Origin of the sequence: Methylophaga thiooxydans DMS010 (assembly GCF_000156355.1) — a bacterium.
Classification (GTDB): domain Bacteria; phylum Pseudomonadota; class Gammaproteobacteria; order Nitrosococcales; family Methylophagaceae; genus Methylophaga; species Methylophaga thiooxydans.
This window is the reverse complement of sequence record NZ_GG657892.1, coordinates 164,934-182,303: the sequence shown is the minus strand read 5'-3', so window position 1 is coordinate 182,303 and position 17,370 is coordinate 164,934. Positions and strand designations below refer to the sequence as shown.

At 42.7% G+C, this 17,370-nt stretch carries 13 protein-coding genes and 1 pseudogene; 7 read left to right on the top strand and 7 right to left on the bottom strand.

The window, feature by feature from the left end; genetic code table 11:
• Window positions 1-194 precede the first annotated feature (194 nt).
• The 3 genes and pseudogenes from MDMS009_RS16700 to MDMS009_RS04885 all read right to left on the bottom strand — a co-directional run.
• Window positions 195-374, bottom strand: a pseudogene (locus MDMS009_RS16700) (hypothetical protein); the annotation flags it as partial.
• A 1,195-nt stretch (window positions 375-1,569) separates the two neighbouring features.
• Window positions 1,570-2,328 (bottom strand): metallophosphoesterase, encoded by a 759-nt coding sequence (locus tag MDMS009_RS04890; RefSeq protein ID WP_008290586.1) that lies wholly within the window; start codon window positions 2,326-2,328, stop codon window positions 1,570-1,572.
• Between the two features lie 93 nt (window positions 2,329-2,421).
• On the bottom strand, window positions 2,422-2,733 hold the full coding sequence (locus MDMS009_RS04885; protein WP_008290615.1) for a hypothetical protein: 312 nt from the start codon (window positions 2,731-2,733) through the stop codon (window positions 2,422-2,424).
• 601 nt (window positions 2,734-3,334) lie between these two features.
• Here MDMS009_RS04885 and MDMS009_RS15760 point away from each other — a divergent pair.
• From MDMS009_RS15760 to MDMS009_RS04850, 6 genes are all read left to right on the top strand, one after another.
• Window positions 3,335-3,916: a hypothetical protein gene (locus tag MDMS009_RS15760; RefSeq protein ID WP_154646976.1), complete on the top strand. Its 582-nt coding sequence runs from the start codon at window positions 3,335-3,337 to the stop codon at window positions 3,914-3,916.
• A gap of 612 nt (window positions 3,917-4,528) precedes the next feature.
• Window positions 4,529-5,044, top strand: a complete 516-nt coding sequence (gene rnk, locus MDMS009_RS04875; protein WP_052298144.1) for a nucleoside diphosphate kinase regulator — start codon at window positions 4,529-4,531, stop codon at window positions 5,042-5,044.
• 428 nt (window positions 5,045-5,472) lie between these two features.
• Entirely contained in the window at window positions 5,473-5,751 is a 279-nt protein-coding gene (locus tag MDMS009_RS16480) for a hypothetical protein (protein ID WP_043887932.1), read from the top strand.
• A 61-nt stretch (window positions 5,752-5,812) separates the two neighbouring features.
• Window positions 5,813-7,075, top strand: a complete 1,263-nt coding sequence (locus tag MDMS009_RS04860; RefSeq protein ID WP_008290546.1) for a TolC family protein — start codon at window positions 5,813-5,815, stop codon at window positions 7,073-7,075.
• A gap of 3 nt (window positions 7,076-7,078) precedes the next feature.
• A complete protein-coding gene (locus MDMS009_RS04855) occupies window positions 7,079-8,305 on the top strand; it encodes an efflux RND transporter periplasmic adaptor subunit (RefSeq protein ID WP_008290631.1) in 1,227 nt (408 codons plus the stop codon).
• Window positions 8,306-8,314: 9 nt separating this feature from the next.
• Window positions 8,315-11,467, top strand: a complete 3,153-nt coding sequence (locus tag MDMS009_RS04850; protein WP_043887931.1) for an efflux RND transporter permease subunit — start codon at window positions 8,315-8,317, stop codon at window positions 11,465-11,467.
• Between the two features lie 462 nt (window positions 11,468-11,929).
• Here MDMS009_RS04850 and MDMS009_RS04845 read toward each other — a convergent pair whose 3' ends face one another.
• Complete coding sequence (locus tag MDMS009_RS04845; RefSeq protein ID WP_008290651.1) at window positions 11,930-12,553, bottom strand: TetR/AcrR family transcriptional regulator; 624 nt, start codon at window positions 12,551-12,553, stop codon at window positions 11,930-11,932.
• 250 nt (window positions 12,554-12,803) lie between these two features.
• Between MDMS009_RS04845 and MDMS009_RS04840 the strand changes: the two genes are divergently transcribed.
• Entirely contained in the window at window positions 12,804-13,724 is a 921-nt protein-coding gene (locus MDMS009_RS04840; protein ID WP_008290537.1) for a CysB family HTH-type transcriptional regulator, read from the top strand.
• Here the strand turns inward: MDMS009_RS04840 and MDMS009_RS04835 are convergent.
• From MDMS009_RS04835 to MDMS009_RS04825, 3 genes are all read right to left on the bottom strand, one after another.
• A complete protein-coding gene (locus MDMS009_RS04835; RefSeq protein WP_237700481.1) occupies window positions 13,705-14,946 on the bottom strand; it encodes an MFS transporter in 1,242 nt (413 codons plus the stop codon). The genes MDMS009_RS04840 and MDMS009_RS04835 overlap by 20 nt on opposite strands.
• Before the next feature lie 104 nt (window positions 14,947-15,050).
• Entirely contained in the window at window positions 15,051-16,259 is a 1,209-nt protein-coding gene (locus MDMS009_RS04830) for an OmpP1/FadL family transporter (RefSeq protein ID WP_008290642.1), read from the bottom strand.
• Between the two features lie 204 nt (window positions 16,260-16,463).
• On the bottom strand, window positions 16,464-17,351 hold the full coding sequence (locus MDMS009_RS04825; protein WP_008290608.1) for an MBL fold metallo-hydrolase: 888 nt from the start codon (window positions 17,349-17,351) through the stop codon (window positions 16,464-16,466).
• Window positions 17,352-17,370: the final 19 nt, after the last annotated feature.

The following is a 17,370-nucleotide window of genomic DNA, read 5'->3' as shown; positions in this document are numbered from 1 at the left end:
TGGTATTGCTAAGGTAGCAGTTTAGCCTTCAAAAATATGCTTTTTAAGAAAGATAGGGCTGATTATTTGTTAATCAATTTATATGAAGACTATATGCCCTGGTACCTAACTTAATTTTCCATTTGTTATCTCTATCGATGACCTGACTGGTAAAGCCTGATTTTTTCTAGCCACTTTTCTGGATTCTGCTCGCCTCATACCACTCTGGATACCGCAGTAAGGTGACTCACACCAGTACAGTCTTCAATTGCATTTTTAACATCTGAGATATTGCATATGTCGCCGATTCTATCAGCTATATCAAGTTCTCTAAATTGATCCCCATACTTAGTTAAAGTTGATGTAATCTGTCTACCAATTAGCCCAGAATGCCCGGTAACTAGTACCTTATTATTTTTATACTTTCAAACGTTTCTTCCTTGATTCGTGATTCCATATTTTTAACCAGCACTTGTCACTATACCTCAGTAAAAACAGATACTGGCTGTACCCTGCTGCTCTCGATAATGGTTACATGCCTAGATTATTTCCTCAACGCATCAAACCGATCTCGTGCTAAATCACGAGATAAATCTTTATAGAGATTATTCAGTAACTCATATGCAGCTTGGTGACTACGTCTTCTAGGAAGGGAGGTATAACACTCCCTTAACTCCCTAGTGAGTCTGCGTTTTAAGTCTCGAACACAGCTAATATGCTCTTGGAAGAGCCATTCAAAATACTCTTCTTCTGTTGGCCTGTCTTTCGTTATTCTTACTCTTTGAATACGGAACAACCTCTGCTCAATTTCATCTAATCCTTTTGGGAATTTTTTACGTCTTCTCAAACTGGTAAGGCCTGACTTTTCTAGACACACTTTTCTGGCTCAGTATAAAATGTGGTTCATAATCATTAAGTAATTAACTGCATGATGGTGGGGCTCCTAATTACATGCCCCCACTTTTACGCCACCCCCACTTAAATGCCCCCGCTTTTACGCACCCCCTCACTTAAATGCCCCCGTTTTTACGCTTACTTAACCTATACACCCTACTTTTTCGTCTATTACATCATTGGCTGCGTAATTTTGGGGGCATTCAACTCAAATTCCCCGCTTTTTTACGACTTATCTTCGTAATTTTGGGGACTTCATCCAGAGCATTTAACCCTTTTTTACGTTTTCCGCCGATAATTGCCCCCACTTTTACGCCTCCCTTACTTAAATGCCCCCACTTTTACGCCTCCCTCACTTAAATGCCCCCACTTTTACGCCTCCCTCACTTAAATGCCCCCGTTTTTACGCTTAATTAACCTATACACCCTACTTTTTCGTCTATTACATCATTGGCTGCGTAATTTTGGGGGCATTTTCCAAGCACACTCACTCCAGAATGATCTAACCGGCTTTTAGAGACCCAACTCATGGGCTGAGTTACTTTAAATGAGTTGCAACTCAAAGATAATTTTCACCGAGAGGACTAAGTACTAACTTAACTTGCAATATCAAACTGGAAACAGCAAGAATAGCTCTCAGCCAACCGCAACAATTCAAAACTGTATGGTGGATTAAAGGTGATTGTTAAGACTCAATTAATTTGTAATGATTAGTTCTAATTGAAAAGGTTCTGGTATTTTTTCATTCTTGTAACCAGCTTGATTTGAAAGCAATCGACACCCACCAATATTTACATCAAGATTTGAGTGCGTGTGGCCATAACACCATACATCTGCCAAAGCGACTAGCTCATCAAGGTTAGATACAAAGCCCGGCGTATAAAGGTTCATTCCAAACTCTTTGTGATTACATTCAAATGAAGGAGCGTGATGTGTGATGACAACAGTTTTACCATCAAAAGGTGTCATAAGCTGCTCTCTCAGCCAGTAAGTTGAGCGAATGTTCTCCTCATAGGCTTTTCGTGCAGAAAATGGCTCAGCTCCATCCCTGATAAGCTTGTGGTCATTAAGCGCATTATCCAATATCGAGATATTTTTATCTCGCTCAATTATTCCCAGTTCATGGAAATAATTGGTCCATAATGTGGTACCAAGAAAGCGCACACATCCAAGTATGACCTCGTCTTTTTCAAGAAAAATTAACCGATCATACTGCGCCGCATAATCCCTCATTTGCTGTGTCAGCATTGTGTAGTCATGTCGGAAATACTCATGATTCCCAGCAATATATATGACAGGCTTCTTGTGAAGCCAAGTCAGTTCTTGTGCCCACATCAAACCTTCTAAACCGACATCAATATCACCGGCCAAGATAATCAAATCTGAATCCAGTTTGGGTATAGAAAAATAGCCGCGTGTTTCTATGTGTATGTCGGAGTAAAGCTGAAATTTCATCTAGCTTCCTGATCATTACTTGGCGTTTGAAACATTACAAAACCCTCGTGTTTTTTATGCTCATAACAACGCGTCAAAACCATCTCATATAAATCACGTTTCAGTCTGGCTTACTGCAAACTTGAGTGTGACGTCGACCTCTTCCCAAGCATTCAGCTTATCAAAGACCACTTGAGCCTTTGGGTGTAACTGTCCAGGCTCCTCGATAAACTCATAAATTGAGCCCGAGTCAGTCAGCCCTCTTTTCTTTTCCGGGTCATACTCATGTATCTGGCTACTGATACGGTAGTGCTGGTCATTGACGCTATACCCGAGAAATTTCTCTATCGTATTGCCTTTGTGAACGATAACCACAATGTTCCAATCGGACATCGTTACGTGTGCCGGTGGTAGTGAAATATCCATTATTATTTCCCTCTCCATCTCAAAAAAATTTATGTACCTATCATTCAGATACCAATCGTGTCGAACGGTGACAGGTAGTGAAACTGAACTGTCTTCTCTCAACCTCTTCACTCGACGTCGACTTTTTTGTAAGGCAGCTCTCTAACTTGATGCTCTTCACCACACATTATTAAATACCTGCCATACACTGATAAATATTGTTCTTCGGTCACAGTCCTCACAAATACGCAATGAGTACTCTTCAACTTGCTCAATCTACTCACCCATTTCTTCTGTGCTAAGGTTTGGATAAAAGCGTAAGCCCCCAAACTTTTCTTTGACTTGAACAACCATGGTTATCTTCATTATGCGCACTCACCTCACTAAATCCCTAATAGATTAATGGCACACTTATCTTTATTTTTTCAAGTAATTTCATAGGGTTAACATAATACAAAATTCACCAAGACTGTAAATTATTGTTTTCACTAAACATCCTTTTTAAAACACTTTTTTACCCCGTTTTGGAAACATGAAATTGTGCGCAAAAAATCGTTTAAACATGGATTTTATGAGCTATGCATACTAGGCTTTGAATTTTTTGAAAGGCGTTGAGGGTATTGTGGCTACGGAAACTTTTCCCTGTTTTATCGACTTTGAAGCATCCAGCTTGGGCCTTGATAGTTATCCGATTGAGGTAGCATTAAGCCTTGACGACGGTACGGTTGAAAGTTACCTCATTGATCCGTCTACAGTCAGTCATTGGTCTGATTGGGATAGCTTTGCTGAGTCATTGCACAAAATCACACAATCTGAGTTGAGAGCATCAGGCCTTTCACCACTCGACATTACTCAACTCATGAATGAACGACTAGCAGGTAAAGTCGTCTACAGCGATGTACAAGAATATGACTGGAAATGGTGTCAAAAACTTTTTGAGGCAAGTGGCGTCTCACCGACGTTCAAAATCAGTGATGCATGGATGCTCTTCAACCATAAACTCAACGTCACTCATGAGCCATCATTAACCCAAATCATGACGGCTAGCCCGCATACAGACGAGAAATTGTCATCCATTTTGAATCAATATTCAGCACAGGCTTGGAAGGATCTAGACTGTGCTCGTCATCGTGCAGCCTGTGATGTTAGGCATCTCATTGAGATGTGGAAGTTGATTACAGACACTCAGTCACACAATTACTGAACAAGAACGGGAATGATAACTTGCAACTAACTCTTCTGATGGGGGGGAAATAATTTATCAGCCGCCTGTGTTGATTTTTTGGAGGTCAAATTTTCAAACAATTAACTTGTGGTTGATTTGTAGTCCAAGAGAGTCGCGAGCTGATCGATTCCGTTCCGCATCGCAAAAGAGTTGGTGTTGAATATTTTACTGATGGCGGTTTGGAGGCCAACCTTGGTTGCTTCCATCACAGTACACTCAGATCAGGGCAGACAATACACTTGTCGAGAATAAAGTGTATTTTGAGTGCGCATGGCCTAGAAGTCAGCATGAGCCGTCGAGGTAACTGTCATGACAACGCTATGGCAGAGAGCTTTTTCTGATTACTCAAGCGTGAGCGGATTAAACGCAAACCTCTATTCGACATAACAGGAAACAATGAACGACATCTTTGATGTCATCGAGTTGTTCCGCGACTCAAAACGACGGCATAGTCTTAATATTCAGCTGTTGTCTGTAGAATTTGAAAGCTGATTTTACGAACGGCTGATGAGTGTCTAGATAATCGATAGCTATTCATAAATAATGCAGATTAATGTCAAGTGTCTATTACTAATTTCTTGCTGATGTGTCATGATCTTTGAGGCTCATCCGAGCCCTTTTCCTATTTATAAATGCCGGAACACAGCTCAAGCCAGTGTTCAGGCCTTGAATCTTATATTTGAGGTCTTTGAAATGATTCATCAGCCTGATATTTATGTTGCGTCTCTTGATTTGATAAGATTGGAGGACCTGATTAATACACTCTGGAACAAACATTCACCAGTGCGTTTATCACTGGAAGATGAGCTTGAAAGAGCCAAAATTATTGACTCATTCCAACTACCTGATGATATTGTCTCTATGAACTCAACAGTCGAGTTATGGGTAACTAAATCAGATTTCCCGGTGTATATGACATTGGTATATCCGTACGGTATGAAGAAAGATGGCTCCACACTTTCCATTTTATCGCCAATAGGAACCGCACTATTGGGCATCAAGCAAGGAGAAGAATTTTACTGGCCTGGCAGAGATGGTAGAAACATTAAAGCTCGATTGGAAAATATTCTTTATCAGCCAGAAAGAGAGAGGCATTACAATCGTTAATAATGTTGAATATCTCTAATAACGCCTTAGACAAACATAGCCCGCGTTATTGCGGGCTTTTTTGCTTTAGGTGTTGTGAAGAACGCCAACCAGAAACACTTTTAAATAAGGGGGGTGCTACCCAGTTTCCACGTAATCTCAATGCAAACGCTCTCGTCCCCTCACTTGCTATCTGCCTTAATATGCTATTGCTCAGCGGTTTCATTATTAGCAAATGGCAAAATTATCCAGTGATTTTATGGGTGGCTGTAGCGATCATGGTCGTGATTTGGCTTGTTGAGTATTTTTTCCTACAAAATCGATAAGAGATTGTTGCTCTTAAAATATGAGTTGAATATTTTCCTTCTTCTGGCTACTATCGATGCTCAAAAAACAGGTTCGTATTCTTGGTTAAACATCACCTTACATCTTTAGTGCTCATTATCTGCATGGTCTTTTCGGCTAGTGCAACAGCATTCTTGCATCTTGGTGAACATCAACTGGAAAAGACTCATATTTCGCATCAGCTTCATGCTGACGAACACCAGCATGAGAGCCATGATATTGAGGATGAGCATGCTCATCACTTCAATTTACATGTCGTTGGCGATTTAGTTGAGGTCAAATCATTCTCAATCTCACGCTCAGTCAGCCTTGCTAGTTGTGATTATTCATCACAGCTAATTTGTCGTACCTATTCCCCGCCAATTCCACCACCCAACGCTTAATCTTTCTCTGTTAGTCACCGTTATTACGCTCTTTGCGTAAGTTTCGTTATGGGAATGGATTATGAAAATACTACTATTGAATCGGCGTGTGCTTGTTGTTACGGCGTTATTATTATCAATATCGCCTAGTCTTACTATTGCCATTGATTTATCAACGGCAGTGAGTCGCACTCTTGCAGCAAATCCTGCGCTACAACTCTACCCTTACCATGTTCGTGCCCTTGAAGGTGAAGCTCTTCAGGCCGGACTGAAACCTAATCCGACCTTACACGTCGATCTTGAAAATGCATTCGGAACGGGCGACAGTCAGTTTCTGACCGGTCCTGAGCTGACTTTATCATTAAGTCAGGTCATCGAATTGGGTCATAAGCGGGATAACCGCGTTGATGTTGTTGACCGTAAATCACTTGCGATACAGCGTGAATACGAAGTCAAACGATTGGATGTGATTACCAGCATGCTGCGTGATTATTACCAGATACTGCGGTTTCAGCATCTTATAAGTTGGAACAGCCAAAGAATTGAAGCTGAACAAGATGCACTAAAAGTCATTGAGCGTCGAGCCAATGCTGGTGTCGTTGGCAAGGCCGATGTCATGCGCATGCAACTACGTTTGGCTAAATCACAGGCTAAACAGTCACAACTCAAGGCTCAGCATGCTAATTCGCTGAATATTCTGGCTGCTAATTGGACAGAAAGCGCTAATTTCAGCGAGGTTGCAGGTGATTTAAGTCAAACACCAACTGCGCCCGACATGGCTGTCCTAAATCAAGCTATAGAGTCGACCCCAGACTACTTACTCAGTGCTACTCAAGCGCGAATTGGTGAAGCCCAGCTGGCTTTGGCCAAGGCAGAAAGTCAGGCCAACGTGACTGTTGGTGCAGGGGTTAGACGACTAGAAGACAATGATGACAATGCCTTTGTGTTCAGTTTTTCCATGCCGCTGCAATGGCAGGATAGGAATCAGGGCAACATCGCCACTGCACAAGCTGTGTATGAGGAAAGTCTTTTCAATCAGGACCTTCTGAAAACGCATCTGGAGATCGCACTTGGACGGCTTCATTCAGCAATGTTGAACAACCTACACCAACTGCAACTGGTTGATACAAACTTAAGACCAGTAGCGAACTCTTTGTTGGCGGAAGTAAAACGCGGCTATCAGCTCGGTCTATACAGTGTTTTGCAATGGGTCGATGCACAGGATGAATTGTTCAGCATTGAACGTGACCGCATCGAAGCACAACATGCTGTACACCTCCAATATCTCGAATTAGAACGCTTGAGCGGAAGCAACCTTGATCCGCAGACTGCTTTTAAGGAATAACTCATGAAGTCTTACCTATTTATTTTGGCGTTACTCTTTCATGCGCCACTTTTTGCAGCTGGTGGTCATGGACACGGCCATGACGATACAAAACATCAAGAACCGGCTGAAGGTCCTCACGGAGGTAGATTTCTTGAAAGTGATGATTTAAATCTGGAAATCACGATTTTTGAATCCGGTATTCCTCCTGAAATGCGCATCTATCTCTACTCACCAAATGGCACGGCTATAAAGCCGGACGAAATAGCGATGACGGTGAACCTTAATCGCACTGGCGGCCAACAAGACCTGATTGATTTCAGTTCAGAGGCAAACTATTTACTGGGTGATGCTGAGATTGTCGAACCGCATTCTTTCGAAGTGGAAGTCAACGCCAATTACAAAGGAAACAATTATCACTGGCACTTTGAAAGCTTTGAAGGTCGTGCTGAAATTCCACCACGCTTGCTCGAAATGTCTGAAGTAGAAACCGAAATTGCTAGTGCAAAAACGGTCACGGTCACTAACACCGTCTACGGCATTGTCACTAAAGCAGAAGATCAGGTGTTTCATGTTCACGCACCCTACTCAGGCATTGTTCAGTCTGTTGATGTCGAAACAGGCGACAAGGTTAAAAAAGGCCAACGTTTATTGACTGTGCTTAACCAGAAAAACCTACAAACCTATACAGTGAACAGTCCGGCATCGGGCGAGATTACACTGCGTCCGGTAAAACGGGGCGATCACACTAATATGGGTACTTTGATCGAAGTCAGTGACTTATCTAGTGTCTGGGTCGAAATGTCGATGTTTCCAAAAGACATTGAGGCCATTAGCAAAGGCATGCCTGTCATAATCAGTGATTTGCATGGCGAGCATTCGGTGGAAAGCAAACTGGACTACCTGTCTCCGCAAATGACAGGGGGACATATTGCTCGCGCCAGAGCGACGATTGCTAACCCCAATGGGGAGTGGCGACCCGGCATGCATGTGATGGCTGAGGTCATTATTGAACGCGTCGAGGTACCGCTGGCTGTCAAACGCTCAGCTTTGCAAACATTCCGTGACATGCCTGTTGTATTTGGCCGTTTCGATAATGTCTTTGAAGTCAGAATGGTACAGCTCGGTCGCCAAGACAATGACTATGTCGAAGTCACGGGTGGACTCGAACCAGGTACCGAATATGTCACTAATAATAGCTATCTTCTCAAGGCTGAAGTCTTGAAAGATGGCGCCAGCCACGACCACTAGGAGCAAAGCATGATTGATAGCATAATTCGCTTTGCGATACACCAGCGCTGGTTAGTAATGTTCCTGACTCTGCTCATTGCGTGTCTGGGCGTTTACAATGCCTACAAACTTCCCATTGATGCCGTTCCGGACATTACCAATAAACAGGTACAAATCAATACTGAAGTGCCTGGCTATTCACCACTGGAATCAGAACAAAGAGTCACCTATCTGGTTGAAACTGCAATGGCAGGTTTGCCGGATCTGAAATACACCCGCTCTATTTCACGCTATGGTCTCTCTCAAGTTACGGTAGTGTTTGAGGATGATAAAGATATTTACCTTGCACGCCAGCAAATCAGTGAACGTCTGTTATCTATTCGCACTGAATTACCGCAAGGGGTGGAGCCACAGCTCGGGCCGGTGGCCAGTGGACTGGGTGAAATATTCACCTATGCCATCAGTGCTGAAGAAGACGCCGTCAATGAAAATGGTCAACCCTATACAGCAGAAGATCTGAGAACAATTCAGGACTGGATCATTCGTCCGCAGCTGGTCAAGGTGCCTGGCGTGACGGAGGTTAACAGTGTGGGTGGTTTTGAGCGTGAATATCAGGTTGCGCCCGATCCAGCGAAATTGATTGCCTACAAGCTGACGCTGGCAGATGTTGCAGAGGCTTTGCAGAATAATAATCAAAATGTCGGTGCCGGCTATATCGAACCTAATGGCGAACAATGGCTGGTTCGCTCACCAGGACAGTTACAAACACTGGAAGATATTGCAAATGTCGTTATTACCAAACGTGATGATATGCCAATCACCATTGGAGACGTTGCCGAAGTATTGCTAGGCAAACAATTGCGTACAGGTGCAGCCACGCAAAACGGTAAAGAAACCGTTCTGGGTACGGCGCTTATGTTGATTGGCGAAAATAGTCGCATCGTTGCTAAAGCTGTAGCCGAGAAACTCATTGCCGTTAACCGTAGCTTGCCGGATGGCGTCAAAGCAGAGGCAGTGTATACCCGTACCACGCTGGTCGAAGATACCATTGCCACAATACAAAAGAACTTAATGGAAGGCGCAGTGCTGGTCATCGTTGTGCTGTTTACCTTACTGGGTAATTTTCGCGCAGCGTTTATCACGGCCCTTATCATTCCACTCAGTATGCTGTTTGCCGTGACAGGCATGGTCAGTAACCGGGTATCCGGCAACCTGATGAGTCTGGGCGCAATAGACTTTGGCCTGATTGTCGATGGGGCTGTCATCGTGGTTGAAAATGCCCTGCGGCGGCTCGGCATCGCACAAGATCGCTTGGGACGTCTGCTCACACTACAAGAACGGTTAGAGGAAGTTGCCGATAGTACACGGGAAGTATTCAATCCGGCAGTATTTGGTGTACTTATCATCATGCTGGTGTATTTGCCACTCTTTGCCCTCGGCGGAGTGGAAGCCAAAATGTTCGAACCAATGGCCTTTACCGTCGTTGCTGCACTTACAGGTGCGCTAGTACTGGCAGTTACCTTTGTTCCTGCTGCCGTGGCTATTTTTGTACGAGGTAACATCAATCACAAAGAAAACATGCTGATGCGCGGTGCGAGGCTGCTCTACAAACCCTTTCTCGGTATTGCTATGAAACTACCTCTGCTTGTCAGTCTGGCAGCCTTTATTTTTGTGGTGTGGGTTGGAAGCCTGTCAACACGGATGGGAACCGAGTTTCTCCCCAAACTGGATGAAGGTGATGTGGCGTTGCATGCACTGCGTATCAGCGGTACTGGTCTTGAACAAGCAGTAGGTATGCAAAATCAATTAGAGTCAGTGATTCGGGAGTTTGATCAAGTCGAACGGGTATTCGCTAAAATCGGCACGCCAGACATCGCGACGGATCCCATGCCACCAAGTGTGGCAGACACCTACCTTATTGTTAAACCACGATCTGAGTGGACAGACCCAACACAGACCAAGGTTGAGTTTCTAGCCGAGCTTCGCGAAGCAGTTGAAGCTGTCCCCGGTAATAAGTACGAGTTCACACAACCTATCGAAATGCGTTTCAACGAGCTAATCGCAGGTGTTCGGGCAGATGTTGCTGTCAGAATCTATGGAGATAATCTAGAACAGCTCAACACAGTGGGAGAATCGGCCATTGAACTCATTTCAGGTATTGATGGCGCCGCTGATGTCCGTATGGAACAAATCAATGGGCTTCCCATGTTATCGATTGAGCCGGATCGCTTCCACCTTGCTTTGTTGGGGCTCAACGTTAGTGATATGCAACAAACGGTTCAGACAGCTATTGGCGGACAAGACGTTGGACTGATTTATGAAGGTGACAGACGTTTTAAACTCGTCGTCAGACTGACGGACGACAAGCGGCAGAACATAGACTACTTGTCGAAATTACCTGTTGCTCTGACTCACAGTGACGACCCCGATCTCTCATATGTTCCACTGGGTGAGATTGCCGAGATTAAAACCCATATTGGTCCAAACCAGATCAACCGTGAGAGTGGTAAGCGTCATGTGTTGGTTTCTGCCAATGTTGTAGAGCGTGATCTGGGCTCATTTATCACTGACGTTCAGAAAGTAATCAATCAACAACTCGACATACCTTCAGGCTATTGGGTCGATTATGGCGGCACATTTGAGCAACTTCAGTCTGCCACCAAACGACTGGCTATTGTGGTACCAATCACTTTGCTGCTGATTCTGGGCTTATTGATCAGCGCCTTTAAATCTGTCAAGGATGCCTTATTAGTATTTACGGGTATTCCACTGGCCCTGACAGGAGGCATATTGGCACTGATACTGAGAGATATACCATTGTCTATCTCAGCTGCTGTTGGTTTTATTGCCTTGTCAGGAATCGCCGTTTTGAATGGCATTGTGATGCTCTCATTCATCAGGCAACTTCGTGATAAGGGGGAAATCCTACTCATCGCTATAAGAAATGGTGCTATGCAGCGTCTGCGACCAGTATTAATGACCGCATTGGTTGCCAGTCTCGGCTTTATACCCATGGCACTGAATACCGGCACCGGTGCGGAAGTCCAAAGACCTCTGGCAACAGTTGTGGTTGGTGGAATCGTCTCATCAACCTTGCTGACGTTGGTCGTATTACCCGCCCTGTACCTGCTGTTTCACGGCCACAGCGAAAAGCGCAGAGGGCCTTTCTGGAAGAGCTTGTGAATCGTACATATCATCTTGAAGACTCCATGACACCAAGAACAAGACCAGCAAAAGCAGTCGAGCAGTCTCATGAATCTCTGAGTTCACAGCTGATGGGCTCAGAGTAATTATTGATAATTGCAATTGCCAGTGAAGACACTTTCGGACCAAAAGCCTTGTAAAAATAACTCCAGATTAAACGTTAATTCTTGAAGAGATTCTTTATTCGCCAGAAAGAGTTGGTGAATTAGACTGGTGATTTTATTTTTTGAACAAAGTATCACTGGTGTTTAGTTGATAGACAATATTAGTACAATGAAGACGCTAACTTTTTGAGAATATAATTAACACTGAAAATAGTCAGCATTCCGCTTCTAAAGACTGTCTTGAACTTGCGGCAGCTGTCCATGAAAGGTAATTGCTTGCTAGAAATTATGGTACTTAGTAGTTGAGCCGGTATCGAATAGTGCTATGAATACAATTTTACTCACTAATAATGAGTCTTATTATTTTCTTATCAATAACTCCGTTTTCAGGCAGCACCCAGTTTATAAAGCTTGCCCCTTCCAAAACACTCAGTAATAAGAATGCCATTTTCCTAGAATCAGAGTTGCTTGCAACTTCACCTCTAGATTTACCTTCATCGAGAATTTTTCCCAACCACTTGAGCTGCAGGTCAAAGAATTGCTGTGTTTTTTCTTGCAGTCTAGGTGGAAGAACAGTCATCTCAGCAGCTAGTGCTCCACATAAAGGCAACAAGCCTTTATCACCACTAGTTTTAAAAATATCAAAATAAGCTTCTATACGAGACAATACGTCACTATATTGACTTGCAATATGAGCGAGTTTCTCTTGAAGCCGAGCAATAGACTCGCTCGCGATAGTAACACCCAAATCTTCTTTCGTAGGAAAGTGATGGTGAATGCTGGCCTTCTTTATTCCAACCACTTTAGCCAAATCAGCATAACTAAAAGCAGCGTATCCTTTAGTCCGCAACAAATCCTCTGCGATCCCTATTAGCATGCCTCGCGTACCGAGAGCCATAAAATTACCCCTAATTTTTGTGCTTCTGAGAAAAGAGTTTTTAAATAGTAAATTTTTTTCCATGGCTAGACAAACTAACCTCAATAACCTCTAGTATAAGCCTCCTTGAAAGCATAGATGTGGTGAGCAGCATTGATAACTCACTAGCCATCAACCAGGTTTCTCACACATGTGCATAAGAGATGTAAACAACACAGATACCAAAAATATCACATAATATTCTGCAATGATGATGATCATTAGTTATTGCCAAATATTAGTTATACGAATATTATCAATATATCTTTATTAATTAATACTATAAGAAGAATAGATGCAACTTCATCAGCTAAGATACATCCGTGAAATTGTTAGACAAAACTTGAGTATCTCAGAAGCCGCAAAAGTACTTAAGACATCTCAACCTAGTGTAAGTAGTCAACTACAACTACTAGAAGAAGAGTTAAGGTTAAAAGTTTTCGAACGTCGTGGAAAACGTTTAGTGGCTATCACACCGATGGGTGAAACAGTACTAGAAATTGCTGAACGAGTATTACAAGATGTGGGTAACATCCAAAGCTTAGCAGATGAAAATCATGATGATGAGCATGGTACGCTCTCTATAGGCACTACGCATACTCAAGCGCTCTATGCTCTACCTAACTCGATAAAAGCTTTTTCTGAGCGTTATCCAAACGTGCACTTGAACATGCTTCAGGGCACACCGAGAGAGGTATCAGAACTAGCGGCGGCCGGGGAAATTGATCTTGCTATAGCCACCGAAGCACTTGTTCAGAATCCTGCGCTACACACATTCCCTTGTTATGACTGGAATAGAACTATTGTTGTTCCAGATAAACATCCCCTACTGTCCGAAAAAATTCTAACTTTAGAAGCTGTTGCTCGCTACCCAATCTTGACTTATATGATGGACTTTACTGGCCGAGCCCAACAGGACCAATCATTTCATGATCGAGGATTGAAACCGAATGTTATCTTCACTGCTACAGATGCTGATGTCATAAAAAAATATGCCAGCATTGGATTGGGTATAGGAATTATCGCCAGCATGGCATTTGACTCTGAGCAAGACAAATCACTGAAAGGCATTGATGCCAGCCACCTTTTCAAACCAAGCACAACCCAATTAGCCTTTCGAAAAGGAAGCTATTTAAGAAAATATGCTTTTGCTTTTATCGAATGCTTTGCCCCCCACCTGACAAAAGAGTCAATTCTTAAAAGGATCGAGCGCTAGTTTTTGACTCACTTCGCATATTTTTGATTAGCAAAACCGTTGACCCCAACATACATAATGAAACGATAATAAACTTCATTGTGATGCTTGGGTTGAGATAAGAGGCGACAGCAAATGCCAAAGTAGCACCGGCATAGCCTAAGTCTCGCCAAAACCTATATATCCCCAGAGTTATGGATGTATCTACAAGGTGTACTTCATCTGCAACTGCTGCACTTAGATTTGGATACAACAATGCCATACCAAGCCCGGTGATAAGAGAACAACACCCCCACCAAATCAATCCTGAATAAACAAGAATAAGTAAAATGCCTACACCGCTTATGAGCATACCCGCTGTGATGAGTGGAACTCTACCGAATACGTCTGATAACCTGCCCGTTACAAACTGCAATCCCCCCCACGCAAAACTATAGCAACTCACAACCCAGCTAACTTCTACAATAGACAGACCTTCATATAAGAAATATATGGGGAAAAACAACCAGACCAGTGCATCAATAAATTTTTCCACAAAACCAGCCTGACACAAAGCCATTAATCGTTTATTTTGCCAAGAGACAACCAAAAATTTATGGCCTATAGAAGACAGACTATGCCCCATAGATTTTATGGCAGCCTCTTTACTCAAGCTCCCGCTAGAATCGAACTTCTCATGCATTTTAATAGTGCATAATAATCCCAAGAAAATGATGACCAGACTAAATGTCATCAAGACGTTTTTTGATGTGAATGACTCCACTAAATTAGCAGTGATAACCCCTGCAAACGCAACACCCACATAACCAAAAAACTCATTCATGCCCATGGCATGACCTCTGTGCTCTTTCTTTATGATCTGGACTTTGGCGGCTTGAGTAATAGACCAGTTAAGCCCTTGATTTACACCTAACAATGTCAAAGCAACACTAACCCCTACCCATGAGCTGGAGTAGGCAATGATAAATGGCACAGGAATGCCAACTAACCAACCATATATTAATATTCTTTTATAGCTGAATGAAGTAGTGAGAAAGCCTGCCACCAAATTAAAAACAGCCTTTCCAAAACCAAACGCAAGCACAATAGTGGAAATAAGAATGGGGGAGCTTAAAAATAGTTTGTACTCAGACTCGGCTATAGCGGGAAGTATCACTCTAAGCCCTCCCACCAACATGCCAACAAGAAAAACTTGAATCAATAATAAGGTAAACTCAAACACGGATGACATAGGCTGCGTCATGTGTCTTATAGTGAATAGTGACCTTATTTTCATATATATACAATAAGGCACTGTGACTAAACACAGTGCCTTTTTTGATTGTTAGGCTTAGCCCAAAGACATAATTAGAAGTTCCAAGTCAGTCCGGCACCCAGACTAATTACACCGACTTCGATATTATTAGCACCGATCGTTTGATCTCTTCCCCAAGAATATCCCGCATGAACATCAAGCCCCATCGAATCAGTAAGCTCATAACCTAGTCCCAGTGTGGCACTATGATTCCAGAAAGGGTCTGCTAGTGCTTGCACAAACTGAATTACTGTTGCATCAATCGGAACAGTCCCACCACCTGCTTCAAGGGATGAAACTCCTCCAATAGAATTTCCCAACCCATTCTCTTTCAGCAGATCAGTCGTATAACTATAACCAGCTCTTAGCTTGAATTTGCTATTTACGGAATACTGTCCACCTAACTGCAATGTGTATGTATCTTTCCATATATCTTTGTGCAAATCTGCATTGTCCCAATTTTTGTAGATCAGGTTAGCTTCTAACAAAAGGTCAGACCAAAGCTCTGGCGTAGATGAGACCCCTAGTATGAGTTCTTGAGGCTGCTCCATATCCACATCGGACATAACACCTGGAGACGTTCTGACCACATTATCGAACTTCATTGCTAGTTCACTGTTATAATTGAGTCCAGCTTTTACTAAACCGAAATCATGAATAACTCCTAGCCCCGCTCGAAAGCCTAACGCCTCTTCCATAGCTGTATTCGAAACAAGTCCCAGCTCAAGTAATGCATAAGAAGCCGTAACTGTTGCTCCAATACTAGTTTTAGGGGTAAGTTGATAGCCGGCAGCGACATTCGCTCCGAAGTTAAGATAGGTAACTGTTGGCTGAAGCACATTTGTCGTTCTGTAGTCTGATCCTAGGCCTGAAATAACCTGAACCCCGCCCCCTAAAATCATTTTCTCATTTACCCGTTGCCTAAACGCAATACTAGGGAGAATATAATCTTCCATTTCTATGTCACCACTCCAGGCTGGTCCTAAACCCGTACCATTGCTCCCTCCCTTATTTCTAACATTTAGGTATGTCGCCCCGAATGTGAAATCAGTATTACCTTCAAGTTGAGTTAAAGATGCTGGGTTTCCATAAACGGATGCTACTGCATCTTGTGGGCTAATGTAGCCAACGCCCCCCATGGCAGCAGAAGCAGGAGATGTCTTCAAGTTGAAGTCATCACCGATAGTTGCAGCTTGACTTGTAGCAGCTGACAAGGTCATTAACGCAAACGCAATTTTAGTTATTTTGTTTCTAAATTTCATTCTTTCACCTTCTCTCTATAAGAATATTTTTTTGGAAGCTCTTATAGCCTCAACCTAAGGTTATAGGGGTATTCCAAAGAAATGAAAGAACATTTACTTCTAGAAATTCACTCTCTTATGACAAGATTTTATGGGCTTGAGAAATGATCAGTTTCTTAAGCTTTATTACGTATAAAACTTGAAGTTTCATTCCAGTTATTAGATCTAACGCAAATGAATAGTCATGAGATCATGGCCAACATCAATATTTTTATCTTGGAATTTGGTTTCTAACAGGTGGGATAATTCCGTTTCGTCTGATCCAATCAGAAGCAGGTGATTTAATACGGTTTTTTGAGGTTTAACTTTTTCCACTAATTTATGTAACTGTTGGAGTGAAGTATGGTATTTCGAAATACTTTTCAATTTAGGGTTGGACTGGAGAAGCTTTGGTTCGATTACCGAAACTTCATGAATCAATAAATCAAGCTCTTGAGAATTAGCTATTAAATTCTCTGAGTATGTTGTATCTCCTGAAATCAATACGGAATGTCTGTCTGAGTCGATCCTGTAGCCATATGCATGCTCTACTGCACCATGGTCCACCCTGAATGCTGAAACTTTCAAACCATCTTCATCGTAAATCAGGCCTTCTTTTATTTCGGTAACATTAACCTCAAGCCCCTTTAGGTTTAAAGATGACTGCTTTTCTCTATAAAAAGCATCAAGACTGAATGCCCCTTGAGTATGCTCCACAAATGACTTGGTTCCATCAGGCCCATAGACATTGAGCGTGTTGGCTCGTTGCCAAATTCCTCCGGTTATCCAAAAATCATCAAAACCTGTTATGTGATCTGAATGAAGGTGTGTCAGGAAAATATTGTCTATATCGGATGGGTACATTCCTATCTGAGAAAGCCTGATCGTTGCTCCTCTGCCGACATCAAACAGAAAGTATTTCCCCTTATGCTCAATCAGCGTTGAAGACCCAAACCTTTCAATGCTTGGAATGGGAGTACCTGTCCCCAGTAATGTAACGGTTAACTCATCAGCGTTTACAGTTAGACTTTGACACAGAAGGTTGAGTATAAAAAAAGTGATTAAATTTCTCATAATATCAATGGAACGGTTC

Bases quoted from the DNA above. Each gene is read 5' to 3' on its own strand.
- MDMS009_RS04890 (WP_008290586.1), bottom strand. From the start codon at position 2,328: ATGAAATTTCAGCTTTACTCCGACATACACATAGAAACACGCGGCTAT.
- MDMS009_RS04885 (WP_008290615.1), bottom strand. From the start codon at position 2,733: ATGGATATTTCACTACCACCGGCACACGTAACGATGTCCGATTGGAAC.
- rnk (WP_052298144.1), top strand. From the start codon at position 4,529: ATGATCTTTGAGGCTCATCCGAGCCCTTTTCCTATTTATAAATGCCGG.
- MDMS009_RS16480 (WP_043887932.1), top strand. From the start codon at position 5,473: ATGGTCTTTTCGGCTAGTGCAACAGCATTCTTGCATCTTGGTGAACAT.
- MDMS009_RS04860 (WP_008290546.1), top strand. From the start codon at position 5,813: ATGAAAATACTACTATTGAATCGGCGTGTGCTTGTTGTTACGGCGTTA.
- MDMS009_RS04855 (WP_008290631.1), top strand. From the start codon at position 7,079: ATGAAGTCTTACCTATTTATTTTGGCGTTACTCTTTCATGCGCCACTT.
- MDMS009_RS04850 (WP_043887931.1), top strand. From the start codon at position 8,315: ATGATTGATAGCATAATTCGCTTTGCGATACACCAGCGCTGGTTAGTA.
- MDMS009_RS04845 (WP_008290651.1), bottom strand. From the start codon at position 12,553: ATGGAAAAAAATTTACTATTTAAAAACTCTTTTCTCAGAAGCACAAAA.
- MDMS009_RS04840 (WP_008290537.1), top strand. From the start codon at position 12,804: ATGCAACTTCATCAGCTAAGATACATCCGTGAAATTGTTAGACAAAAC.
- MDMS009_RS04835 (WP_237700481.1), bottom strand. From the start codon at position 14,946: ATGACGCAGCCTATGTCATCCGTGTTTGAGTTTACCTTATTATTGATT.
- MDMS009_RS04830 (WP_008290642.1), bottom strand. From the start codon at position 16,259: ATGAAATTTAGAAACAAAATAACTAAAATTGCGTTTGCGTTAATGACC.
- MDMS009_RS04825 (WP_008290608.1), bottom strand. From the start codon at position 17,351: ATGAGAAATTTAATCACTTTTTTTATACTCAACCTTCTGTGTCAAAGT.